Source organism: Haloprofundus halophilus (assembly GCF_003439925.1).
GTDB lineage: Archaea > Halobacteriota > Halobacteria > Halobacteriales > Haloferacaceae > Haloprofundus > Haloprofundus halophilus.
This window is the reverse complement of record NZ_QQRR01000001.1, coordinates 402145-424472: the sequence shown is the minus strand read 5'-3', so window position 1 is coordinate 424472 and position 22328 is coordinate 402145. Positions and strand designations below refer to the sequence as shown.

General features: G+C 66.5%; 22 protein-coding genes. 6 read left to right on the top strand and 16 right to left on the bottom strand.

The window, feature by feature from the left end; all coding sequences use genetic code 11:
- Positions 1-11: 11 nt before the first annotated feature.
- The 3 genes from DV709_RS02050 to DV709_RS02045 all read right to left on the bottom strand — a co-directional run bounded on the left by DV709_RS02050 (position 12) and on the right by DV709_RS02045 (position 2931).
- Positions 12-1232, bottom strand: coding sequence for a carboxylate--amine ligase (locus tag DV709_RS02050; protein ID WP_117591318.1), 1221 nt, complete (start codon positions 1230-1232; stop codon positions 12-14).
- A 359-nt stretch (positions 1233-1591) separates the two neighbouring features.
- The gene (locus tag DV709_RS17925; protein WP_198665628.1) at positions 1592-1747 is read right to left on the bottom strand and encodes a hypothetical protein; all 156 of its coding nucleotides are present in this window, start codon (positions 1745-1747) and stop codon (positions 1592-1594) included.
- A gap of 254 nt (positions 1748-2001) precedes the next feature.
- Positions 2002-2931 carry a hypothetical protein gene (locus DV709_RS02045; protein ID WP_117591317.1) on the bottom strand — a complete coding sequence of 310 codons (930 nt, stop codon included), beginning with the start codon at positions 2929-2931 and terminating at the stop codon, positions 2002-2004.
- Positions 2932-3090: 159 nt separating this feature from the next.
- Between DV709_RS02045 and DV709_RS02040 the strand changes: the two genes are divergently transcribed.
- Positions 3091-3531 (top strand): ester cyclase, encoded by a 441-nt coding sequence (locus tag DV709_RS02040; protein ID WP_117591316.1) that lies wholly within the window; start codon positions 3091-3093, stop codon positions 3529-3531.
- 299 nt (positions 3532-3830) lie between these two features.
- Here the strand turns inward: DV709_RS02040 and pyrI are convergent, their stop codons facing one another.
- The 5 genes from pyrI to gdhB all read right to left on the bottom strand — a co-directional run bounded on the left by pyrI (position 3831) and on the right by gdhB (position 9164).
- On the bottom strand, positions 3831-4295 hold the full coding sequence (pyrI, locus tag DV709_RS02035) for an aspartate carbamoyltransferase regulatory subunit (RefSeq protein ID WP_117591315.1): 465 nt from the start codon (positions 4293-4295) through the stop codon (positions 3831-3833).
- Positions 4292-5218 carry an aspartate carbamoyltransferase gene (gene pyrB, locus DV709_RS02030; RefSeq protein WP_117591314.1) on the bottom strand — a complete coding sequence of 309 codons (927 nt, stop codon included), beginning with the start codon at positions 5216-5218 and terminating at the stop codon, positions 4292-4294. Before pyrB ends, pyrI begins: the two co-directional genes overlap by 4 nt.
- Before the next feature lie 406 nt (positions 5219-5624).
- Positions 5625-6881, bottom strand: a complete 1257-nt coding sequence (locus tag DV709_RS02025; RefSeq protein ID WP_117591313.1) for a Glu/Leu/Phe/Val family dehydrogenase — start codon at positions 6879-6881, stop codon at positions 5625-5627.
- A gap of 72 nt (positions 6882-6953) precedes the next feature.
- Positions 6954-7799, bottom strand: coding sequence for an HpcH/HpaI aldolase/citrate lyase family protein (locus DV709_RS02020; protein ID WP_117591312.1), 846 nt, complete (start codon positions 7797-7799; stop codon positions 6954-6956).
- An 87-nt stretch (positions 7800-7886) separates the two neighbouring features.
- Entirely contained in the window at positions 7887-9164 is a 1278-nt protein-coding gene (gene gdhB / locus DV709_RS02015; RefSeq protein WP_117591311.1) for a glutamate dehydrogenase GdhB, read from the bottom strand.
- Between the two features lie 226 nt (positions 9165-9390).
- On the opposite strand from gdhB, the gene DV709_RS02010 reads away from it, so the two are divergent.
- The gene (locus DV709_RS02010) at positions 9391-9864 is read left to right on the top strand and encodes a MaoC family dehydratase (RefSeq protein WP_117591310.1); all 474 of its coding nucleotides are present in this window, start codon (positions 9391-9393) and stop codon (positions 9862-9864) included.
- A gap of 177 nt (positions 9865-10041) precedes the next feature.
- Here the strand turns inward: DV709_RS02010 and DV709_RS02005 are convergent, their stop codons facing one another.
- The 6 genes from DV709_RS02005 to DV709_RS01980 form a co-directional block, all read right to left on the bottom strand.
- Entirely contained in the window at positions 10042-10422 is a 381-nt protein-coding gene (locus DV709_RS02005) for a DUF5658 family protein (protein ID WP_117591309.1), read from the bottom strand.
- 135 nt (positions 10423-10557) lie between these two features.
- Entirely contained in the window at positions 10558-12312 is a 1755-nt protein-coding gene (locus DV709_RS02000; protein ID WP_117591308.1) for an acyl-CoA carboxylase subunit beta, read from the bottom strand.
- Positions 12313-12466: 154 nt separating this feature from the next.
- Entirely contained in the window at positions 12467-14677 is a 2211-nt protein-coding gene (locus DV709_RS01995) for a PAS domain S-box protein (protein WP_117591307.1), read from the bottom strand.
- A 181-nt stretch (positions 14678-14858) separates the two neighbouring features.
- Positions 14859-15746, bottom strand: a complete 888-nt coding sequence (locus DV709_RS01990) for a class 1 fructose-bisphosphatase (protein WP_117591306.1) — start codon at positions 15744-15746, stop codon at positions 14859-14861.
- Positions 15746-16576, bottom strand: a complete 831-nt coding sequence (locus DV709_RS01985) for a class I fructose-bisphosphate aldolase (RefSeq protein WP_117591305.1) — start codon at positions 16574-16576, stop codon at positions 15746-15748. The genes DV709_RS01990 and DV709_RS01985 overlap by 1 nt, the downstream gene beginning before the upstream one ends.
- Before the next feature lie 145 nt (positions 16577-16721).
- Positions 16722-17345: a DUF7409 domain-containing protein gene (locus tag DV709_RS01980; RefSeq protein ID WP_117591304.1), complete on the bottom strand. Its 624-nt coding sequence runs from the start codon at positions 17343-17345 to the stop codon at positions 16722-16724.
- Between the two features lie 159 nt (positions 17346-17504).
- On the opposite strand from DV709_RS01980, the gene DV709_RS01975 reads away from it, so the two are divergent.
- Complete coding sequence (locus DV709_RS01975; RefSeq protein ID WP_117591303.1) at positions 17505-18362, top strand: 3-hydroxyacyl-CoA dehydrogenase family protein; 858 nt, start codon at positions 17505-17507, stop codon at positions 18360-18362.
- 6 nt (positions 18363-18368) lie between these two features.
- Here DV709_RS01975 and DV709_RS01970 read toward each other — a convergent pair whose 3' ends face one another.
- Both DV709_RS01970 and DV709_RS01965 read right to left on the bottom strand, forming a co-directional pair.
- Positions 18369-18734: a 2Fe-2S iron-sulfur cluster-binding protein gene (locus tag DV709_RS01970; protein ID WP_117591302.1), complete on the bottom strand. Its 366-nt coding sequence runs from the start codon at positions 18732-18734 to the stop codon at positions 18369-18371.
- Positions 18735-18917: 183 nt separating this feature from the next.
- Positions 18918-20213: a DUF7405 family protein gene (locus DV709_RS01965; protein ID WP_117591301.1), complete on the bottom strand. Its 1296-nt coding sequence runs from the start codon at positions 20211-20213 to the stop codon at positions 18918-18920.
- A gap of 141 nt (positions 20214-20354) precedes the next feature.
- On the opposite strand from DV709_RS01965, the gene DV709_RS01960 reads away from it, so the two are divergent.
- From DV709_RS01960 to DV709_RS01950, 3 genes are all read left to right on the top strand, one after another.
- Positions 20355-20687, top strand: a complete 333-nt coding sequence (locus DV709_RS01960; RefSeq protein WP_117591300.1) for a DUF7471 family protein — start codon at positions 20355-20357, stop codon at positions 20685-20687.
- A complete protein-coding gene (locus DV709_RS01955; RefSeq protein ID WP_117591299.1) occupies positions 20687-21199 on the top strand; it encodes a winged helix-turn-helix transcriptional regulator in 513 nt (170 codons plus the stop codon). The genes DV709_RS01960 and DV709_RS01955 overlap by 1 nt, the downstream gene beginning before the upstream one ends.
- Positions 21200-21277: 78 nt before the next feature.
- Positions 21278-22321 (top strand): DUF7350 domain-containing protein, encoded by a 1044-nt coding sequence (locus DV709_RS01950; protein WP_117591298.1) that lies wholly within the window; start codon positions 21278-21280, stop codon positions 22319-22321.
- Positions 22322-22328: the final 7 nt, after the last annotated feature.

Below are 22328 nucleotides of genomic sequence, written 5' to 3'. Positions count from 1 at the left end.
CGCCGACGCGCTCACAGCGCGTTCTTCATCTGCCCGAGCGAGACGTTGAGCGCGCCGCGGACGAACGGGAGCGGGTCGTCGGCGCTCAGGTAGTCGATACCGCGGTGTTTCGGCCGGTACATCGACTTGGCCATCCCGACGGCGGTCGAGGCGAGCGTCGGCGGGTCGACGAACGACTCCTCGTTCGTGAGGATGCTCGTGAGGTGTGCCGCTTCGCCGCGGAGCAGGTGGGTCGCGACGTCGACCTCGTAGGGGTTCTCCGGGTCGATGTCGACCGGTCGACCGGTGGCCGTCTGCCAGTAGTACAGCGGGAAGTCGGCTCCGGCGCGAACCGAACAGGGAAGCGACACCCAGACGCGCGGGTTTATCTCCATCAGCGTGAACTCGCCGGACTCCGGCTCGCGCTTGAACTGCACGGAGGCGAACCCGTGCCAGTCGAGTTCGTCCAACAGCGCGCGCCCGGCCGCTTCCAACTCGGGCAGTCGGACCGTACGGCGGTAGACGCTCGTGCCGCCGGCGTAGTTCCAGCCGCGAAGTTGGTGTTTCTGACACGTGGCGACCGGTTCGCCGTCGTCGTACAGCGCCCACAGCGCGTACTCGTCGCCGTCGACGAACTCCTGTGCGATGGGGTCGTGTCGCATCTCGCCGCGGATCGACGCCACGTCGGGCTCGGTTCCCGCTTCGAGATAGCTCGTAGAGCCGGGGTCGAGCAGTTTCCGCGGCGGCACCGAGGCTTCGTACTCGTGGGTCAGCACCGAGTACCGACCTTTCACGATGCGGTTTCGGTCCCTGTCGTCGACTTCGCTCAGCAGTTGCGTCTCGGGTGCACTCACGCCCGCGTCGGCGGCGACTTCCACGAGCCTTAGGCGGTCGTGGACGGTCCGGAGTTGCTCGAACGACGGCCACAGCGTCGAGACGTGGTCGGCGAACCGCTCTCGTCGGCGAGCCAAGACGAACACGTCCGCCTCGCGCATCGGCACCAGCGTCCGAACGTCGGAGCGTTCGGCCAGCGAGAGGAGCGCATCCTCGTACCCCTGAAGGTCCTCGCCGGGTCCGGGGACGACGTGGCTCTCGGCGCTGTAGCGGGACGAGAAGCCGGAGGCGGTCTTCCGTTCGGAGACGGTTATCGGACGAACGTCGCGGCGGCCCAGCGACCTGACGAAACTGACACTGCTCGGTGCACTTATCGCCGGAATCACTATCGACTCGGCTCCCGGCCCGGGGGTGCTCATGGCCGAACTATCGGTAAAGCGGTTATTCAATCCGAGTATATGCCCTATTTCAGTAGAGTTTATCTGCCTAACACCATCTCCGCATCGGGGGACAAAATCGCCGAGCACAGATGTCTGTACGGGGTTCGTTCTGTCCGGCTGTCGCGCTGAGGAACCTGACCCGGACGACGATATCGGTAGTGACAGACTACAATCTACTCGTCCCGCCGAACCCGTGGTGCGGTGTTGCTCGGGACGACTGGGGCGGACGGGGCGGCGGGAGCGGACGGCGGGAGCGGACGACGGGAGCGGCTCGGACCGCGAAAGCGGGAGCAGCCCGGCCAACGGGGGCGGATGCGGCGCCCGCTGGACCCTCCCATCTATCGTCCGCTCATGACGTTGGTCGACCCGCACCCCGGACAGCGCGTCATCTCGCCTAATCGCGGTACTTCGACGCGGTCCCACTCGTCTCCGCCGGACGGCGCCTCGAAGCCGCAGTTGAGACACCGCGAACGCGCACTCTGTTTGGATGCCATAACTCGTGTTACCTTGCATCACGGTCGGGGAAAACCGTTCCGCCGAACTCGGCCCGAGGTCGACGGGCGAGCGAACCACCTCCGTCGGTTCCCGAGCGGAGACGTGGCAGAGCCGAGAGAAACGGGCGGTCGCACGCTACTGACACTCGTCGCGCTCGCGGTGTTCGTGACGCTTCTCGGAATCGCTGTCGTCTGGGCGGCAAGCTACGGACCACCGTGACCGCCCGGAAGGGAGACCCGGCCGGTCGTCGGGGTCACTCGTCGCCGTAGGTGACACCCTCGCGGGCGTCGGCACGTTTGCGACGCACGGCGGCGGCGGCGTTGCTCGCGTCGTAGCCGAAGAACACGTCGTTCGCGTAGGCCTCGGCTACTTCCGTCGCGTGGACGAGGTCGTCTACGTCTACGTTGACGGCGTAGAGTTCGATGGAGAAGGGCGTACCCGTGCCGTCGCCTCCGCCGGAGGGCGGCGTCGACTCGTCCGGCGTCCAGTTCAGTCGGCTCTGAAAGCCCTTGGCGATGGATTCGAGCCAGTACGTCGTCGCGTAGTGGATGTCGTACAGGGGGACGACGAACTCGTCGACGTGCTCCGCCAAGGCCTCGATGTCGAGGCCGGCGCGCGTGTAGAGATGCCCCGGATACGGGTCGGGGTAGAGGGTGAGATACGTCTTCCCAGGGATGCGCTCCGTGGCCTCGGCGACGAACTCGGTGATGACCGACGCGCGCCAGGCGAACCAGTCGTCGCCCTCGTCACCTCGCGGACGAGACCCGCTCGGTTCTTCGGCGGAACGCTGTTCCGCCCACTCCGCGTACTGCCGCTCGCAGCGCTCGCAGTGACAGTACCCCTCGCGCGGGAACCCCACGTCGTCGAGGCGCACGTCGCCGTTCTCGGCGGCGCAGTCCTCGATGATTTCGAGCAGCCCCTCGCGGTACTTCTCGTTCGTCGGGCAGATGTACGCCCAGTCGAAGTACGTCCGGTCGCGAGTGGCGAGTTCGCCCTCTCGGTTCACGGGAACGAGCTCGGGATTCTCGTCGGCGGCGGCGTTGTCGCCGAAACACGAGACCATGTTGACCGCGTTCGGAAGCGGCGCGGCCGCGCGACCGGTGACGTCTTTGACCTCGTAGAACCCGGCGTCGAAGTCCGGCCACTCGACTTCCTCTGCGTTGCGCGTGACGACCCCGTACATACCCGCCGGTTGGCGGTGACCGTCCCTAAGTCGTTCGTTCTGACGGAGACGGCGTACCCACTCCGCGAGGACACTGGCTCGTCGAACTGTCCGATGTATTAGCGAGAATACTAATCTTCGCGTGCGACCTACTGACACCCTGCGAACGAGGTGAGGAAGATGGTACTGAAACCCGAAAAACGGGAACGAAACGAACGGACGGTCAGACGCTTCTTCGACGAGCTGGTCGGCGGCGGTGACTACGGTGTCGCCGACGAGGTGTTGACCGAGAACTACGTCCGCCACGAGCTGGGACCGAATCCGGATATGACGGGCCGTGAAGCGTTTGTCGAGTTCGTCGATGGGTTCAAAGACGCGTTCGGCGACGCTCGCGTGGATATCGACGAACTCCTCGTCGTCGACGACTACGTCGTCGTCAGAGCGACGGAGCGGGGAACCCACGACGGCGAGTTTATGGGCATCAAGCCTACCGGCAACGAGTTCGAGATCGGCGGCATCGTCATCCACCGCCTCGAAGACGGGAAGATCGCCGAGACGTACGCGTGTTGGGACTTGCTCGATATGCTGCGGCAACTCGGTGTCGACCCGGTCGCGGGGTAGTCGAGCGCACCCGAGTCGAGGAGAGCGTCGGCTCACCCCTCGGCGATTCGAAGAGTCGGGGACCGAAACTCGCGGGTTACGCTTCGACTTCGACCTCGACGGGTTCGGCTCCGCCGGAGGCGAAGACGTAGACGAGCGTCATCATCGCCAGTACGAGCACGAGTTTTGCCTTTCCAGACATGGCCACGGATACAGTCGGGTGGTACAAAGGTATTGTGACCAAACCCCCGGATATCGCGTCCCTATCTGCGGGTTTGCCGGACTCGGAGAACCGCGTTCGAGCGGTGGTCGTCGCCGCGCTACGTCTGCACGTCGAGATGGGCGGCGATGTCGTCGCGGACGATCTCTCCGCAGTAGGCACAGCGCACCCCGTCTGCGACGACGGTGAACTTCGAGGCGATGGGTTCGTCGTCGTTGGTGATGCAGTTGCGGTTCGGACAGGAGAGCAGGCCGGTGACGGTCTCGGGACGGTCGACCCGACTCTTCTCGACGACGTCGTAGTCGCGGATGATGTTGATGCTCGCCTCCGGCGCGATGAGCGACAACACCTCGACCTCCGACTGACTCAGCTCTCTGTCCTCGACTTTCACCACGTCCTTGCGACCGAGACGGTCGCTCGGGACGTTCATGCCGATGCTGACCCCTTCGCCCTCGGAGCCGTCGATGCCGAGGATGGCGAGGACGTTCAGCGCCTGTCCGGCGGTGACGTGGTCGATGACGGTCCCGTTGCGAATCTTCGAGACGCGGAGTTCGTGGTCGCTCATCGGCTACCCTCCTTGGCCCGCGCCAGCAGCCCGTCGAGCAGCGCCATCCGGACCGGAATCCCGTTGTGCGCCTGCTCGAAGTACGTCGCGTACTCGGTCTCGTCCACCTCGGGTGCGATCTCGTCGACCCGTGGCAGCGGGTGCATCACGCTCAGGTCGTCGCGGGCGGCCTCCAGCGTCTCCTCGTCGATTCGGTACTGTCCGGCGACGGCGCGGTACTCGTTCTCGTCGGGGAAGCGTTCGCGCTGGATGCGCGTGACGTACAGCACGTCGAGTTCGGGGAGCACCGCCTCGAGGTCGGTGTGCTCGCGGACGTGCGCTCCCGCCTCGTGCAGGTCGAAGCGGACGTTTCGCGGCAGGCGGAGGCTCTCGGGGCTGATGAAGTGCTGGCGGACGTCGAAGTTCGTCAGCGCGTGCGCGAGCGAGTGGACCGTCCGACCGTACTTGAGGTCGCCCATGATACCCACCGAGAGGTCGTCCAACCCCGCTCGTTCGCGGATGGTGTAGAGGTCGAGGAGCGTCTGACTCGGGTGCTGACCCGCGCCGTCGCCCGCGTTCACGAGCGGGACGTCGACGAACTCGGAGGCCATCTTCGCCGCGCCTTCGGAGGGATGCCGGAGGACGATGGCGTCGGCGTACCCCTCGACGACGCGGACGGTGTCGGCGAGCGTCTCGCCTTTCTTGACCGACGACGACTCGACGGTGCCCATGTCGACGGTCGTCCCTCCCAGGCGTTTCATCGCGGTGTCGAAACTCATCTTGGTGCGCGTGCTCGGTTCGAAGAAACAGAGCGCGAGCACCGCCCCCGCGTGTCGCTGACGGTACGCGGCCGGGTCGGCGTCGATGGCCGCCGCCCGGTCGAGCACCGCCTCGATGCTCTCCCGTGACAGGTTCGCCGCGGAGATGAGGTGGTCCTGACGCATTACGTACAGGCGGGTAGTGCAGCGACTTGAATCAATCGGGAACGTGGTTCTGAGAACTATACAGCATCGTGCGGATTCAGTCGGGGCCAGTTTCGAAATTCGAACCGGTGACGACCGTCAGTGGTTCCGGAGGCGAGAAGCGAGGCTGTGACGTCGGAACCAGTCGGGAGAACCGGACACGGATTCGCGTAGACCGGGGTCGCTGGAGTACGCTACGACCGGGGGTGGGAGACGAGAGGTGGAGGGGAGAGACGGAGTGAGTGGTGGGTGGGGCGAGAGGACGAAGGAGAGAGACGGGTGGGTGGGGCGAGAGGACGAAGGAGAGAGACGGGTGGGTGGGGCGAGAGGACGAAGGAGAGAGACGGGTGGGTGGGGCGAGAGGACGAGGGGAGGAGACAGCGAGCGTCTACGGCCAGTTACCGCCCTGTTCGTAGGCGTCGACGACGCGCTGGATGGCGACGACGTACGCGGCGGTGCGGAAGTTCGGCACGTCGTTGGACTCGTATGCGTCGACGAGGTCCTCGAACGCGTCGACGATGACCGTCTCCAGTTCGTCGTTGACGCGCTCCTCCGACCAGTGGAAGCGCTGGCGGTTCTGGACCCACTCGAAGTACGAGACGGTGACGCCGCCGGCGTTGGCGAGGATGTCGGGGAGGACGGCCACGTCGCGGTCGGTGAGCACGTCGTCGGCCTCCGGCGTCAGAGGTCCGTTCGCCGCTTCGACGACGACGTCCGCCTGCACGTCGTGGGCGAGGTCGCCGTCGATGGCGTTCTCGAGCGCGGCGGGGACGAGGAGGTCGACGTCGAGCGTCAGCAGGTCCTCGTTGCTCATCTCCTCGGTCGCACCGTCGAAGCCGCTGAGGCTGCCCGTCTCGGCTTTGAACTCCTTGGCCTCCCGCGCGTCGAAGCCGTCGGCGTTGTAGACGGCGCCGCTGGAGTCGGAGGCGGCGACGACGTTCGCGCCGAGGTCCTCGATGAGGTACGCCGCGATAGACCCGGCGTTGCCGTAGCCCTGCACCGCGACCGTCGCGCCTTCCATCTCCTTGTCGAGGTAGTCGAACGCCTCGCGCGCCGTGAACATCGTCGAGCGACCGGTCGCTTCGACGCGGCCCTCGCTGCCGCCGGAGTCGATGGCTTTGCCGGTGATGACGCCCGGTGCGGTCGTGTTCTCCAGTTTCTCGTAGGTGTCTTTGATCCAGTTCATCTCCCGCTGACCGGTGTTGACGTCGGGTGCGGGGACGTCTCTGTCCTCGCCGATTATCGGACGGAGTTCCGTGGCGAACGACCGGGTGATGCGTTCGAGTTCGCTCTCGCTGTACTCGTTGGGGTCGATGACGATGCCGCCCTTCCCGCCGCCGTAGGGGATGTCGACGACGGCGGTCTTGTACACCATCCACCCCGACAGCGCCTTCACCTCGTCGCGCGAGACGTTCGGGTGGTAGCGGATACCGCCCTTGTAGGGGCCGCGGTCGCCGTTGAACTGCGAGCGATACGCGCGAAACACTTCGAGCCGTCCGTCGTCCATCTCGACGGAGAGGTTCGCTTCCAGGACGCGTTCGGGGTTCTTCAGGCGTTCGAGTACGTCGGGCGAGACGTCCAGATACGCGGCCGCGTCGTCCACCTGCTCCTGTAAACTCTCGAACGGGTTGGCCTCCTCAGACATATGCTCTGAGAGAGGACTCGGAGAACGATTAAAGCTTGCCGAAGCAACAGCAATCGCCACCGCTACTCGTGTTTACAGCTTCCCCGCCGCCTTCGCCCGCGCCAAGATGCGTTCCGCCTGCGCGACCAGCGGCCCGTCTATCATCTCACCGTCGACCTGGAAGACGCCGCGACCCTCGTCGTCGGCTCTCTCCTTGGCCGCGACGACCTTCCGTGCCCACTCGATTCGGCCGTCGCTCGGCGTGAACGCGTCGTTTATCACCGGTACCTGCGCGGGGTGGATGGCGAGCTTCCCGTCGTAGCCGAGGGTGAGCCCGAACGACGTCTCCTCGGCTAACCCCTCCGGGTTCTGGAAATCGGTGTACACCATGTCGAGGGCGTCGACGCCGGCTGCACTCGCCGCGAGAACGACGTGCTGGCGGGCGTAGAGCACCTCCGTCGCCTCCTCGGTCCGCGTCGCGCCGATATCGGCGGCGAGGTCCTCGGCCCCGAACGCCAACGCGTCGGTCGCATCGACGGCAGCGATGTCTTCCGCCGCGAGGACGCCCGCGGCGCTCTCGACGAGCGCGAGCACCGGGAGCGTTCGGCCGCGCTCGTCGAGAAGGTCGGCCGCTCGCTCGACGTCCGCCTCCGACGCGACCTTCGGGAGCATCACGGCGTCGAGCCGAGCGTCGTCGGCGAGAATTCGGTCGAGGTCCGCACCGAGATCGACCCCGCTGAGGCGGACGCAGACCTCGGCGTCGGGGTCGAACTCGGAGTCCGAGAGCACGTCTCGAATCGCCTCGCGGGCGTCGGCCTTTCGCTCGGGCGAGACGGCGTCTTCGAGGTCGAAGACGATGGTGTCGGCGTCGCTCGTCGGGGCTTTCCGCATGAGCTCCGGGCGGTCACCCGGCGAGAAGAGTACGCTACGTCGGGACATACCTCGAACGATGCGGAGCGACGGTTTAAGTTCCGCCGGTCCGGGTCGACTCGAATCGGTTCGGCGACGATACGGCGGGCGAACGCGCTACGGCCAGAGTCCTCGAACCTCGTGGGCCTCGGCGACGCGAGAGAGCGCGACGATGTAGGCGGCGTCGCGCCACGTGACGCCCCGCTCGTCGACCTCTGCTCGGACGGCGTTCCACGCCTTCAGCATCTCCGTCTCGAGTTCGTCGTTGACGCGTTCGAGCGGCCACGCGCGGCGATTGATGTCCTGAAGCCACTCGAAGTAGCTCACGGTGACGCCGCCGGCGTTCGCGAGGATGTCCGGAATCACGGGGACGCCGCGCTCCTCGAAGATGGTGTCCGCGGCGGACGTCGTCGGTCCGTTCGCGCCCTCGACGATCATCTCCGCCCGCACGTTGTTCGCGTTGTCGGCGGTGAGGACGTTGCCGACGGCCGCCGGGATGAGTACGTCTACGTCGAGTTCCAGCAGTTCTTCGTTGCTGAGCGTCTCCGGCGCGTCGTAGCCGGACACCATGCCGGGTTGCTCGTCGTGACCTTCCACGTCCTTCGTGTCGAGGCCGTCGGGGTCGTAGATGGCGCCGTCGACGTCGCTGACGGCGACGACCTTCGCGCCGAGGTCGTCTAAGAAGCGCGCCGCGTTCGCACCGACGCTGCCGAAGCCCTGGACGGCGACGGTCGTCTCCGCGGGCTCCCAGCCGTAGTAGTCGATCGCCTCGCGGGCGATGATGCCGACGCTGCGGCCCGGCGACTCCTCGCGGCCGTGGCTGCCCCCGATGACCGGCGGTTTGCCGGTGACGACGCCGGGTGTCGTCTCGCCCTCCTGCATCGAGTAGGCGTCCATGAACCACGCCATCGTCTGCGGGCCCGTCCCCATGTCGGGGGCGGGAATGTCGTGCATCGGACCGATGATGTCGCGGAGTTCCTCGGCGAGGCGACGCGTGAGTCGCTCCTTCTCGCCCTCGCTGAGCGTCTTCGGGTCGACGACGACGCCGCCCTTGCCGCCGCCGAAGGGGATGTCCATCACGGCGCACTTCCAGGTCATCCACATCGAGAGGCCGACGCACTCCTCGGCGCTCACGTCGGGGTGGTAGCGCAGACCGCCCTTGAACGGCCCGCGGACGCTGTCGTGCTGGGCTCGATAGCCGGTGAACACCTCCAGTGACCCGTCGTCGCGACGGAGTGGAATCGACACCTGGTGGACCTTGTCCGGGTACGACAACCGCTCGATGATTCCCTGGTCGACATCGACCTGTGCCGCCGCTCGTTCTAACTGCCGCCGGGCGGTTTGGACCGCCGACTCCGATTCTTCTTCGACCTTCGATGTACCTTTAGCTGCCATAGATGACTCTCTCGTGTCTGTGATTCGCAGTCGCACGCTTCCGGTGCGACAGGACCGGAGCGTCCGCCGGCGAAGGGCATCTCCGGAGCATTCGTCTGCGCTTCCGTTCCGAACAACATAATTGTTGTTAATGTCTTTTGGTCCGGTCAGATATTGCGGAGGCGGTCGGGGGAGAACCTCAGCATCGACCGGTAAGATTTTGCGCCGACCGGCCGACGCGGCGAGCATGACCGGACGCTACTACGAGGAGTTCGAGGTCGGCGAGACCATCGAGCACGCGACGCGCCGGACCGTGAGCGAGGGAGACAACCAGCGCTTCTGCGACATGACGATGAACCAGCAACCGCTGCACCTCGACGCGGCGTTCGCGGCCGACACGCAGTTCGGCGAGCGCCTCGTCAACGGTCTCTACACGATGAGTCTCGCCGTCGGCGTCTCGATTCCCGAGACCACCGACGGCACTATCGTCGCCAACCTCTCGTACGACGACGTCTCTCATCCCGCGCCGGTGTACCACGGTGACACCATCCGAGCGCAGTCGACGGTGACGGAGAAACGCGAGACGAGCGACGGCGAGCGCGGCGTCGTGACGATGCACGTCGAGGCGTTCGTCGTCGGCGACGAGGAGCGGGACGAGGAGCTGGTCTGCGAGTTCGACCGAACGGTGCTGTCGCTGAAGCGGCCCGAGTCCGACGGGTAGGAACGAGCTATCGGGGAGTAGTGGCGAGCAGGCGGCCGCGCTACATCGTCCGCGGTCGGATGGCCGCACACCCGCCTCGTCGGAACCGCGGTGACGGTCAGGTCACGGGCGGGCATGGCCTCGTTGTCACTCAAAAAGATACGGGGAGAACGAGCCGAGAGAGAGAGAGGTGACCGGCTACAGCAGCGAGACGATGAGGGAACTGTTGATTCCGACGGCGATCCACGTCGGCAGCGAGAGTCCGGCGGGGACGACGAACCGATACAACGCCGGGAGAATCTTCCAGCCGACGAGGGCGACGGCCAGCGAGAACGTTTTGAGCAGCAGCATCGCCTCGACGACGCCGACCGTCTCCATGAGCGTCCGCGCGAGCGGGTTCATCTCCGCGAGCCCCAGCGAGAGACCGTAGGCGGTGAGTCCCACGTCGAGGGCGAACCCGAGCAGCGCGAACGCCCAGAGGTGCGGCTCGAACCGCGCGAGTGTCGTTATCGGTGAGTACGCCGCGACGGTCCCGTTCGCTCCGGCGGCCCCGAAGCCGCTCACGTCCTCTCTGCTCATTACCACCGAAGACGCGGGAATGAGCCTTGGTAATCCGCAGCGTACTCGTCGACAACGAGTCGCTACCGGTCACTGGCTATTGTCGAAAACGCAGAACGCACCGCCTACGCGGCGTTGTTCGGCGGTAAGCCGAGATTACAGCACCGTGCCGTGCTTCTTGTCCGGGAGCTCTTTCTGCACGTCGGCGTAGAACTCGAAGCGGTTCACGAGTTCCCGGCGGAGGTCGCTCGGCGGCACGATTTCGTCGACGACGACTTCGCTCGCCATGCGGTGGATGTCGATGTCGCGGCGGTACTCCTCGCGGAGCTCCTCGGTTCGCTTCTTCCGTTCCTCGGGGTCCTCGATGGCGTCGAGTTTGTTCCGGTAGACCGCGTTGATGGCGGCTTCGGGACCCATGATGCCGATCTCACCGGACGGCAGACCGATGACGCTCTCGGGGTCGTAGGCGGGGCCGCCCATCGCGTAGATGCCCGCGCCGTACGCCTTCCGGACGACGACGGTCTGTTTCGGGACCGTCGCCGACGACGTCGCGTAGATGAACTTCTTGCCCTTCTCCAGAATCGCATCCTTCTCGACCTGCGACCCGGCCATGAAGCCCGGCGTGTCGCAGAGGTACAGGAGTGGAATCTCGTAGGCGTCGCAGGTCCAGATGAACTCCGCGGCTTTCTCGGCGGCGTCCGGGAAGATGGCCCCCGAGCGCTCCGTGGGTTGGTTGGCGACGACGCCCACCGGTCGGCCGTCGATGCGGACGAACGCCGTGACGATTTCGGAGCCGTACGCCGACTTTATCTCGAACACCGACTCCGCGTCGGCGATGCGCTCTATCAGGTCGAGCACGTCGTACGCGCGGTTCGGCGATTCGGGGATGAGTTCGTCGATACCCTCGGGACTGAATTTTGGGGGTTTGGGTTCGCTCCGCGGCGGTTTTTCGCCCGCCTTGTTCGGCAGGTACGTCAGGAGGTCGGAGACGAGTTCGCGGGCGTGTTCCTCGTCGCGGGCGACGAGGTCGGCGCTTCCGGAGTGCTCGGCGTGGACCTCCGGACCGCCGAGGTCCTGCATCGAGATCTCCTCGCCGGTGACCATCTTCACCATCCGCGGCGACGCGATGGCCATCGCCGACATCTCCTCGACCATGATAGTGAAGTCGGCGAAGACGGGCGTGTACGCCGCCCCGGCGATGCAGGGTCCGTAGAGCACGCAGATCTGGGGTACGTACCCGGAGAGCATCGAGTGGTTGTAGTAGTACTTCCCGATGCCCTCGCGGTTGGCGAAGAAGCCCGACTGCTGGTCGATTCGACCGCCAGAGGAGTCCATCAGGTAGAGGACGGGTCTGCCGCTCTTGAGCGCGCGCTGCTGCATCCGGAGGAACTTCTCGACGCCGAGGCGGGCCATGCTCCCCGCCTTGACGGTGAAGTCGTTCGCCATGAAGTGGAGGTCGCGGCCCTCGAACTCGGCCGCGCCCGTCAGCAGGCCGTCGCCGGGCAGGCGGTTGCCAGGGTCTCCCTCCTCAACCTCGGGGCTGTCGGGATGCCACTCGTCGAAGGCGGCGAACTTGCCGTCCTCGAACTTCAGTTCGCTCTCGTCGTCGCCGAACCAGAGGTCGAGTCGGTCGCGGACGAACAGTTTCCCCTGCTCGGGCAAGCGCTCCTTGTACTTCTCGGGACCGCCGCCGAGGATGTCCTCGATTTCGGCACGGAGCGCCGCCTCGCGTTCGCCGGGTTCGAGGTCGTCCTCGATGGGGTACGCGTCGGCCGGGGTCGTCGCTTCCGCGACCGGGTCGTCGCCGTCGCCGACGTGGACCGACACGTCGGTTCGGAGGTGCGTCGCCAGCGCTCGGGCGATAGCGTTCGCTTCGTCGTCGCTCGCGCCCTCGCCGATGCGGACTTTCATACGCTCGACTGCGTAAGGTGGTCGCAAATTGTTTTCCATGTAGAATCGCCACCGAACCGAGAGCGGGGCCGCGGTTCGGAGGCCGAACCACGGCTCAGGTACGGAGACGGCGGTTCAGGTACGGAGACGGCGGTACAGGCGCGAAGACAACGGCTCAGGTGCGGAAGTCGAACCGCGCACCGCCGCTGTCGCTCTCGGAGACGGTGACCTCCCACCCGTGAGCCTCGGCTATCTCGGCGACGATGGTGAGACCGAAACCCGTACCCGACTCGTTCGTCGAGTAGCCGTACTCCAACACCGCGTCGCGTTCGTCTTCGGGGATGCCCGGACCGTCGTCGGCGACGTAGAAACCGTCCGAGGACGCACCGACGCGGACGGTCACCGTCCCGTCGCGCTCGCCGTTGGACTCCGCTCGGCTGCCCGCGGAGCCGCCGTCCGCGTCGTCAGCTTTCGCCCGACCGCGCGGCGAGCCGTGTTCGACCGAGTTCCGAAAGAGGTTCTCGAACAGTTCGCGCAGTCTAGCTTCGTCGGCGTCGACGGTGTGGCTGCCGTCGACTATGAGCGTCGCCCCGTTCGTCGGAACGTACCCCCAGGCGCGTTCGGCGGCGCTTCGCAACTCGACCGATTCGCGTTCGTCGACGACTCGGCCGTTGCGCGCCAGCGACAGCAAGCCGTCTACGAGGTTCTCCATCCGGTCGACGGCGCGTTCCATCGCGTCGAAGTGGTCCTCTTCGCCCGTCTCCCGAGCGAGTTCGAGATAGCCGTCGACGACGCTCAGCGGGTTCCGGAGGTCGTGGCTGACGACGCTCGCGAACTTGTCGAGCCGTTCGTTCTGTCTGCTGAGCGCTCGCTCGCGCTCGATGCGTTCCGTGATGTCGCGGACGATGCCGACGGAGCCGTCGAACCGTCCGTCTTCGTCGGTGAGCACCGAGATGTGGTCCTCGTATCGGCGTCGCTCTCCGTCGGCGTTCTCGATTTCGAACTCGAAGCGCCCCGAGAACCGGCTCTCGTCGGCGAGCAACGACTCTATCACCCGTCGACCGCGGGCGATTCCCTCCTCGCTCAGGTACTGGCTGACGTGCACGCCGACGGGGTCGTTCAGCGAGTCGCCGGTCCCCTCGGTGTGAGCGTCGTTTACCATCTGGATGTAACCATCGGCGTCTAACACGTACGTCGCGTCCGGAATCGTCTCGACGACCGTGCGATACTGTTCGAGTTCCTTCTCGCGTGCGCGTCGCTCGGTCACGTCGCGGGCGATGCCGCAGGCACCGATGAGGCCATCCGCTTCGTCGGTCATGCGAACCGCGCGCACCTCGAACGGGACGAGTTCGCCCGACTTCGTCAGCAATTCGCCGTCGAACGTCACGGTCCCGTCCACGAACAGCGCCTCGACGGACTGCTCTACGCAGGCGTCGTCGGCCGGGAAAAAAGCGCTCGCCGGCATCCCTTCGAGTTCGGCGTCGTCGTAGCCGGTCACCTCGTTCAACTGCCCGTTCCAGCGGGTGAGGCGGCCGTCGGTGTCCACCACGAAGAACACGTCGTCGAGGGCGTCCAGCGCGGCTTCGGTGAACTGCTTTTCGCGCTCGAACGCCCGCTGCGTCCGCTTGAACTCCGTGACGTCGTTCAGGACTATCTGAGCGGCGTCGGCACCCTCGAACGTGATCGGCGCGGTCGCCAACACGGCGTGTAGCGGTCGTCCGTCGAGGCCGCGGAGGTGGAGCTCGGTCGGTGCGGCCACCGCGCGTTCTTCGAAGACGCGCCGGCTTCGTCGTCGAGCCAGGTCGAAGTCCGAGTCGTCGACCAGTTCGAATATCGACCGCCCGACGAGGTCGTCCGTGTCCTCGGCGCCGAAGTAGCCGACCGCCGCTTCGTTGACGTACGCGAGGCGGCCGTCCTCGGTGTAGATGCCGATCGGCGACGGCGACGTCTCGACGAGTCGTCGGTATCGCTCCTCGCTCCGGTCGAGCGCCCGCTCGGCGCGGTACTGCGAGACGTAGTTGGCCGCGCGGTTGGCGAGCAACTCGAACTGGTCGGCCCCGCCGTTCTTTCTGATGTAGTCGGTGACGCCGGCCGAAATCGCCCTGCTCGCCAGGTCCTCGCTGCCTCTCGCGGTGAAGAGGACGAACGGCAGCGCGTCGTATCGCGCTCGCACCGCCTCGAGCAGTTCGAGACCGTCCATCTCCGGCATCTCGAAGTCGCTGACGATTCCGTCGAACTCCGCTTCGGCGAGCGTGTCAAGCGCGGACGGCCCGTCCGGGGCGGTGACGACCGAGAGCCCCTGTCGTTCGAGGTGCGCCGTCGTCAACGCGCGAAGGCTCGCGTCGTCGTCGACGCAGAGCACGCGCGACGGACGGGTCTCACTCATGCCGCGGACTGGGCAGCAGCGACATTAATACGTTACGGACGGTTTTATCACGAAGAGTTACAGGTCCCGGTCGACTGTCCGAATCGTCGACGTCGCAACCGCAGTCAGCGTCGCGGCCGCGGCCGCGGCCGACGCTACGGCCCAGTCGACGCCGCCGCGCGCGGCGTGTCCGAGCCGATGCTTACGAGGAGAGCGCCGACTCCAGTCGGTCGACGAGCGACTGGTTACCGACGTACACCGGGACGCGCTGGTGGAGGTCGGTCGGTTCGACCGTCATCAGCGACCGGGCGCCGTCGGTCGACGCGCCGCCGGCGCTCTCCACGATGTAGCCGATGGGCGTCCCCTCGAACTGGAGGCGAAGTTTTCCGTTCGGCGCGGAGTTCAACGCGGGATACGCGAACACGCCGCCGTAGGTGAGCACCTGGTTGATGTCACCGATCATCGCGCCGCCGTAGCGCAGTTTCAGCGACTCGTCGGACTCGACCTCGCGCGCGTACGCCTCGAAGTCGTCGGGCCAGTCGGGGACCCGACCGCCGAACCCGTAGACGCCGGGGTCCTCGGGCAACCGAACGTTCTCGCGGACCGCTTCGAGTTCGCCGTCGTCGACGACGTACTCCGTCACCGTTCCCTCGACGGCGGCGACGAGCGTCGTGATGGGTCCGTAGAGCACGTATGCCGCGGCGACGAGGTTCTCGCCGCGCGCGGGCAACGGCGCGTCGTAGACGCCGACGATGGTGCCCATCGTGTTGTTCGACTTCAGGTTCGAGGACCCGTCGAGCGGGTCGACGGCGACGGAGAGTCCCTCGCCCGTCTCGACGACCGACTCGCGCTCCTCGCTCGCGTACTCGCCGACGTTGTCGAGGCCGCCGAGGCCCTCCTCGAACAGTTCGTCGGCGTACACGTCGGCGGCCATCGGCGTCTCGCCGCTGGGGTTTTTCGTCTCGCTCTTCTGGCGGCGACCGGGTAGCGAGTCGCGGACGGTCGGCGCCAGCTCGGCGATAGTTTCGAGTATCTCGCGGACCGTCCGGTCCGTCGGCCCGTTCGACCCCGTGTCTGCGGAGCGTCCCATCAGTCGTCGGAGGCGGTCGCGCGGTTGCCGTTCGAGGAGGGCATGAGTCCGAGCGCCTCGTCGGCGGTCTTCTCGTCGAAGATGACCGCTTCGAGCGCGTCGAGTAGCTCCTTCGGGTTCTCGCGCTGGAACACGTTGCGTCCGACGGCGAGTCCGGAGCCGCCGGCGCGCATCGCCGTCTCCACCGTCGAGAGGAACGCTCGGTCCGACGTCTTCGACCCGCCGCTCATCACGACTTTCGACCCGGCGGCGGACTCACAGGCCCACTGCATCGCCTCCGCGGAGCCCGGATACTTCACCTTCGTGATGTCCGCGCCGAGTTCGAGGCCCATCCGCGACGCGTACGCGATGGTGTCCGCGGAGGTGTCGTTCTTCAACCCCTGACCGCGGGGGTACGACCACATGACGACCGACATGTCGTGTTCGCGGGCGGCCTCGTGGGCCTCGCGGAACTCCTCGACCATCTCGATTTCGTTGTTCGAGCCGCCGTAGACGGTGAATCCGATGGCTTTCGCGCCGAGTTCGGCGGCGTAGTCGACGCTGCAGTTCACCGCGCTGTTCGGTTCGCCCATCCAGAGGTTCGACGTGCCGTTGAGCTTCAACAGCAGGTTCACGTCGTCCTCGTAGGAGGGGTAGTAACCCTCGGCGATGCCTTTCTGGACCGCCAACGCCGTGACGGCGTCGTGCGTCGCGATGTCGAACACCGTCTCCGGGTCGGTCGTCTCCGGTACGTCCTCGAAGTCCACCGGACCGTGCTCTAAGCCGTGGTCGTACGCGAGGATCAACGCTTTGTCGTCCCGGGTGATGGCCGCATCTGCCGATGGAATCATCGGTTCAAAATCCGGTGAACTGCTATATAAATCCTCGGTCCGAAACCGCCAGAAGCGAAACCGGAGACATCGCCCCGATAGGCGCTGAAAGCGGACGAGAGCGGAGTTCACCGATTTCAAAACTTACTACTCTATGAGTAAATAGTCACCGGCGATGCCGACAGGCGGCGGCGTGCCACCGACGGACGGTCGTCGCGTCGAGTTCGAGCACGTCGGCGACGTGTTCGGGGTTCGCGGTCGTGAGGCTCCGAACCGAGACGATCCCGGCCTCCGCGAGCAGCGCCGCGTCCTCGTCGTCGACGGAGTCGAGGACGGTCAGCGGCGTCGGACGACTCTGCGCGCGCCACGCGGCCTCGGCGGCCGCCGACTCACCGCTGCCGTCGGTCTCGGCGACGTCGAACGTCGGCGGCTCGCTCCGAGGCCACTCGTCGTCCGAATCGTCCGCGGCAACCTCGTGGGACTCCCAGTCCCCCGAACTCGCCGCGACCCACGCCCGTTCTGCGTCGCCGAGACCCCGAACCTGCGCCGACCGGCGTTCGAGGTCCTGTCCGCTCGACTCGAACGACCACGACAGCGAGTGCGCGCGGCGGATACGCGCGGCGACACCGGGGTTGACGCCCGCGTCGACCAACTCGGTGTAAGAGACGCGCTTGCGGCGGACGTCGTCGTCGGTCACGTCGGCAGCGTCCAACGCGTGCGCCGTCTTGGGCCCGACGTGGTGGAGCGCGAGCAGGTCTCGAACGTTACTTGATTCGGGACAGTCTGCCACGGCAATCAACTATCTCTTTCGGTACCGTCACTTCAACGTTTCTGTAGGTGTCGGTCCAGTGGAACGAAACGAGGCGCGGAGGGACTCGCGCGTCCCGTCCATGGGCGTTCGCGACGACGCTCCGCTACGCTTAGGTGACTCCCCGAAGCAGACGGAACTATGCGGAATATCGATGACATTCGGACCGTCGGCGTCGTCGGCGCGGGAACGATGGGTAACGGCATCGCCCAAGTCGCCGCCACCGCCGGCTACGACGTGGTGATGCGCGACCTGAAACAGGAGTTCCTCGACCGCGGCTTCTCGGCCATCGACGACAGTCTCTCGCGGTTCGTCTCGAAGGAGAAGATGGACGCGGACGAGGCCGAGGCGGTTCAGAGCCGAATCGAGGGGACGACCGAACTCTCCGACCTCGCCGACTGCGACCTCGTAATCGAGGCCGCGGTGGAGAACATGGACATCAAACAGGACATCTTCGCGGACCTCGACGAGGTCGTCCCCGACGACGTGGTGCTGGCGACGAACACCTCCACGCTCTCAATCACGACCATCGCCAGCGCAACGGACCGACCGGGGCTCGTCGTCGGCCTGCACTTCATGAACCCCGTCCCCATCATGACGGGTGTCGAAGTCGTCCGCGGCGAGAAGACCGACTCGGACGTCGTCGACTTCGCCTACGAGTTCTCCGAGGAGCTCGGCAAGGAGACGTGGGAGTCCGACGACAAACCGGGGTTCGTCACCAACCGCATCCTGATGCCGTGGCTCAACGAGGGTATCCGCGCCTACGACGAGGGCGTCGCCTCCAAGGAGGACATCGACAAGGGGATGAAACTCGGCACGAACGTCCCGATGGGCCCCCTCCAACTCGCCGACCACATCGGTCTCGACATCTGTCTCGACGCCAGCGAGACGCTGTTCGAGGAACTCGGCGACCGCTACAAACCCGCCTACCTGCTGAAGCGGAAGGTCGACGCGGGCGACCTCGGCAAGAAGACCGGCAAGGGCTTCTACGAGTACTGAGCGCGTTCAGACGCGGTTAGCCGCGTCGTCGTGCTCCTCCGAGACGACGCGTTCACCGTCGACGTGCTGACCCCAGAACCCCTCGTGTTTCGTCACCCGCACGTCGCCTTCGACGCGGGTCTGACAGGAGAGTCGAAGCCCCGAGTCGAGGCTGTGCGGCGGGAGCGAGAGCCGACGCCGTTCCCGCTTCTCCATCTCGCTCACGCCGCCTTCCACCTCGACGGCGCACGTTCCACACGTTGCGTGACCGCGACAGTTCAACTGCTGTGCGCGCCCGTTGTGCGGCGACAGTCCGGCCGCCAGCAACACGTCGCGCAGCACCTCACCCTCCTCGCAGTCGATGTCGCGTCCGCGGAACTGTACGGTGGGCATGTGTCGATCTACGTGCCGTGTGAACAAGTAACTATCACCGGATATCTACCACTGGATTGTGTGTTCCGCGCTCGACGCAGCGCGGCGGTCGTCTCCCACACGCCGCTTTCGACGCTGATGGTCGGGTACGCGGTGTTATCGCTCTGGGTCATCTCGCGGCCGGTCGCGGTCTGAGCTGCCCCGTTACAGCCCCGGAACCTCGCCGGTCGGCGTCGGCAGCGCGCGCAGGCGACGCGGCGGGACGAGGAAGTTCCCGCGATTCTCCACGAAGATGTACTCCAAAATCCCGTTGTTCACCCGCTGTCGGATGGCCGGTTCGTCGGTGAGGTCGGTCCCGTTCATCGCCCGTCTCACCTCCTCGAAGTCGGTGATGCGCCGCTGCAGCACCGGGAAGTGGAGGCTCGCCTCGTCGTCGTCGGTCGACTCGACGTGCCGCCGGAGGAGGCGGACGTTCCCCTCCTCGTCGCGGTTGGCGCGGGCGGCCTTTTGGGCGTGGCCGACCCGGCCGTACTGCTGGGCGTGCTCGCGGATGCGGTCGACTATCTCGGGCGTGACGCCGCTGCTGTCGCCGAGGTTGTCGCCGACGCCCTCGACGAGTCCCTCGGCGGCGTGCTCGGGGCTGAACATCTCGGCCACTCGGTCGTCGAACTCCTGCTCGACGTACCAGTCGTCGAGGCGCTGACGGAGCTTCGAGACGTGTTTCGTCGTCGCGCCCGCGAACGGGCCGTCGGGGATGGTGACGTACTCCTCGGTCGCCTGGTTCCCGGCGAATCCGGCCTTGAATCCCATGAACAGCGGCGACTCCTCGGGCACCGGTTTACCGTCGGGGACGCCGCCCACGTCCTGTCGCTCGGCGGGCATGCCCTTCCCGATGAACCCCGTCCGCCGGGAGTCGACGGAGAACGCGGCCGACAGCGGCGTCTCCATCGTCACCCCGTTGACGGTGTCTCGCTCGCCGGTCAGCGCCTCCTCGGCTTCCAGCAGCGCGTCGGCGCGGTCGCTGACCAGATGTAAGAGGGCGTCCTGTCGGTCGAACGCGGGGGTTTCGAACGGCGATAGCGCCCGTGGCTCCGGCAGGTCGACGTTCTCCGGAAGCGGGTCGTCGAAGCGCGAGAAGTACGCCGGGGAGAACGCCAGCGAGTGAATCAGTCCCTCGTTGCTCCGCTCGTAGGCGCGGTCCAGCGTCGTCAACGCGTTCTCGACTGCGCGGCGGTCGGCGGTCGTCGGCGTCCCGTCGCGGTCGAGCGTCAGATACAGAAACGTCTGGTGACGCGGGAGTTCGACGTTCTCCGCGCCGTCGCGCGCGAGCAAGTCGTTCCAGGCGTGCTGCCGCTCCGGCAGCGTCGAAAGGTCGGAGGTGCCCTCCGGGACGGGTTCGTCGGCCAGGTCGAGACAGGCCGAGAGCGCGCCCGCGCCGCCGACGGCGACGGCGGCTTTCAGCACGTCTCTTCGACTCCACTCGTCGGTCCCCGGACTCATCGTCGTTTCTATGCCCGTTTCGCGGATAGGGGTTCTGGTGTGGCCGTCGAACCGTCCACAGCACCGAAGCGAGAGCGTTCGCTTTCGAGAACCACACCAATCAAGCCATAACCGTCGAGGCGTAACCCCGACCAGATAGAGATGCACACGTTCTCAGCACACGCCGCGCCGACGATGAGCGCCCCGGAGGTGGCCGCCGTCGTGCTGGCGGGGTTCAGTTCGACGCTCATCGTCGCCGTCGGACTCATCGCGCTGTTACGTCGGCAGTCGCGGTCGCACACGCTCGTCGTGTTAGCACTCGCGGCGCTTCTGGCCCGAAGCGGCGTCGCCGTCCTCACTATCGGCGGCGTCATCCCGTTTCCCTCCCACCACGCCATCGAACACGCACTGGACTTCGTGATGGTCGCGCTCGTCATCGCGGCGGTGTACTACGCACGCAGTATCGAGCGGGCGTCACCGACGGGTGAGCGATAGTGAGCGCGACGCGCAGCCGTATCGCGGCGCACGTCCACCACAACCCCGGCGTCCACTTCAACGAACTCGTCCGGGCGCTCGACCTCGCGCCCGGTCAGGTGCAGTACCACCTTCGACGACTCGGCCGCGACGAACGGGTCGCGGAGACGCACCTGTACGGCAAGACCCACTACTACCCGTCGACGTTCGACGAGTGGGAACGCGGCGTGCTGGCGCTGGTGCGACGTGAGACGGCCCGCGACGTGCTCGGCGTGCTGCTCGAACGCGACGAAGCCACCCCGGCCGAGGTCGCCGACGAAGTCGGCATCGCCAGGAGCACGCTCGCGTGGCACACGAAACGGCTCGAAGAGCAGTCGGTCGTCGAGAAACGTTACGACAGTCGCGGCCGGGTGACGCTTGCGCTGGCGCGGCCCGAAGCGACCGCCCGCCTGCTCGCGTCGGTGTCGCCGTCGCTCCCCGAACGGTTCGTCGACCGATTCACGCGACTCGTCGACGGGCTACTCGAACCCTGAGGCGGGACCGCCGACTCGGGGACCCGCTTCGAGAAGCGGACCAGAACCCGTAACCGTCGCACCCGCCTAGCCACGCGCATGAGACGACGGACCCTCCTCGGCGCGGTCGGTGTCGGCTTCGCGGGCTCGCTGGCGGGTTGTACGGACCTGTTCGAGACGACGGCGAGCCGCGAACCGCCGGTCGTCGAGAACCGCCCGTCCGCCTCCTACATCCCCACTCACCAGGAGGGGATGGAGATGGTCGGGATGGCGAACGCAGGAGATCTCACCGTCGGCGTGATGTACAGTTGGCCGCACCGCTTCTGGACCGTTCAGGGCCGACAGACCGAGCGCGTCGACGTCGGGCGCAACGACGCGATTCACCTGATGGTGAGCGTCTGGGACGCCGAGTCGGGCGTCACCATCCCCAGCAGCGGCGTCACCGTCGAGACGACCGACGGCGACGGGAACCGCGAGGAGGAGGTCGTCTACGAGATGCTCTCACAGCGGATGGGCTTTCACTACGGCGACAACTGGCCGCTGCCGGGCGACGGCAGCTACACCGTCCGCGTCGACGTCGGCGGGACGAACATCCGCCGGTTCGGCGAGTTCGAGGGGAAGTTCGGCGAACCCGCCAGCGTCGAACTGGAGTTCGAGTACAGCGAACGCGAGCGAAACGACATCCCGTACACGATACTCGAAGACCGCCAGGGGAACCCCGGCGCGCTCGAAGCGATGGAGATGGAGATGCCGAACGGGGCGACGATGCCCGTCGGGAGAGCGCCCGCCCCCGACGCGCTGCCGGGCGAGTCGTTCGGTACCCAGACGAGCGGCGACGCCGTCTTCGCCGCCAGCGCCGTCTCCGGCGGTCGCTTCGGCGACCGTCCCTACCTCCTCGTCTCGCCGCGGACGCCGCAAAACGGGCTCGTGATTCCGAGCATGGGGCTGTCGGCGACCGTCGGCGGGACGGACGTCGCGCTCGAAGCGGCGCTGGACCCCGAAGTCGGATTCCACTACGGCGCGAACGTCGAGGGGCTGTCGGCGGACGACGACCTCGAACTCGTCGTCGACACGCCGCCGCAGTCGGCGCGTCACGAGGGCTTCGAGACGGCGTTCCTCGACATGCCGCCGATGACGTTCTGAACTCGAA

Bases quoted from the DNA above. Each gene is read 5' to 3' on its own strand.
- DV709_RS02050 (WP_117591318.1), bottom strand. From the start codon at position 1,232: ATGAGCACCCCCGGGCCGGGAGCCGAGTCGATAGTGATTCCGGCGATA.
- DV709_RS17925 (WP_198665628.1), bottom strand. From the start codon at position 1,747: ATGGCATCCAAACAGAGTGCGCGTTCGCGGTGTCTCAACTGCGGCTTC.
- DV709_RS02045 (WP_117591317.1), bottom strand. From the start codon at position 2,931: ATGTACGGGGTCGTCACGCGCAACGCAGAGGAAGTCGAGTGGCCGGAC.
- DV709_RS02040 (WP_117591316.1), top strand. From the start codon at position 3,091: ATGGTACTGAAACCCGAAAAACGGGAACGAAACGAACGGACGGTCAGA.
- pyrI (WP_117591315.1), bottom strand. From the start codon at position 4,295: ATGAGCGACCACGAACTCCGCGTCTCGAAGATTCGCAACGGGACCGTC.
- pyrB (WP_117591314.1), bottom strand. From the start codon at position 5,218: ATGCGTCAGGACCACCTCATCTCCGCGGCGAACCTGTCACGGGAGAGC.
- DV709_RS02025 (WP_117591313.1), bottom strand. From the start codon at position 6,881: ATGTCTGAGGAGGCCAACCCGTTCGAGAGTTTACAGGAGCAGGTGGAC.
- DV709_RS02020 (WP_117591312.1), bottom strand. From the start codon at position 7,799: ATGTCCCGACGTAGCGTACTCTTCTCGCCGGGTGACCGCCCGGAGCTC.
- gdhB (WP_117591311.1), bottom strand. From the start codon at position 9,164: ATGGCAGCTAAAGGTACATCGAAGGTCGAAGAAGAATCGGAGTCGGCG.
- DV709_RS02010 (WP_117591310.1), top strand. From the start codon at position 9,391: ATGACCGGACGCTACTACGAGGAGTTCGAGGTCGGCGAGACCATCGAG.
- DV709_RS02005 (WP_117591309.1), bottom strand. From the start codon at position 10,422: ATGAGCAGAGAGGACGTGAGCGGCTTCGGGGCCGCCGGAGCGAACGGG.
- DV709_RS02000 (WP_117591308.1), bottom strand. From the start codon at position 12,312: ATGAAAGTCCGCATCGGCGAGGGCGCGAGCGACGACGAAGCGAACGCT.
- DV709_RS01995 (WP_117591307.1), bottom strand. From the start codon at position 14,677: ATGAGTGAGACCCGTCCGTCGCGCGTGCTCTGCGTCGACGACGACGCG.
- DV709_RS01990 (WP_117591306.1), bottom strand. From the start codon at position 15,746: ATGGGACGCTCCGCAGACACGGGGTCGAACGGGCCGACGGACCGGACG.
- DV709_RS01985 (WP_117591305.1), bottom strand. From the start codon at position 16,576: ATGATTCCATCGGCAGATGCGGCCATCACCCGGGACGACAAAGCGTTG.
- DV709_RS01975 (WP_117591303.1), top strand. From the start codon at position 17,505: ATGCGGAATATCGATGACATTCGGACCGTCGGCGTCGTCGGCGCGGGA.
- DV709_RS01970 (WP_117591302.1), bottom strand. From the start codon at position 18,734: ATGCCCACCGTACAGTTCCGCGGACGCGACATCGACTGCGAGGAGGGT.
- DV709_RS01965 (WP_117591301.1), bottom strand. From the start codon at position 20,213: ATGAGTCCGGGGACCGACGAGTGGAGTCGAAGAGACGTGCTGAAAGCC.
- DV709_RS01960 (WP_117591300.1), top strand. From the start codon at position 20,355: ATGCACACGTTCTCAGCACACGCCGCGCCGACGATGAGCGCCCCGGAG.
- DV709_RS01950 (WP_117591298.1), top strand. From the start codon at position 21,278: ATGAGACGACGGACCCTCCTCGGCGCGGTCGGTGTCGGCTTCGCGGGC.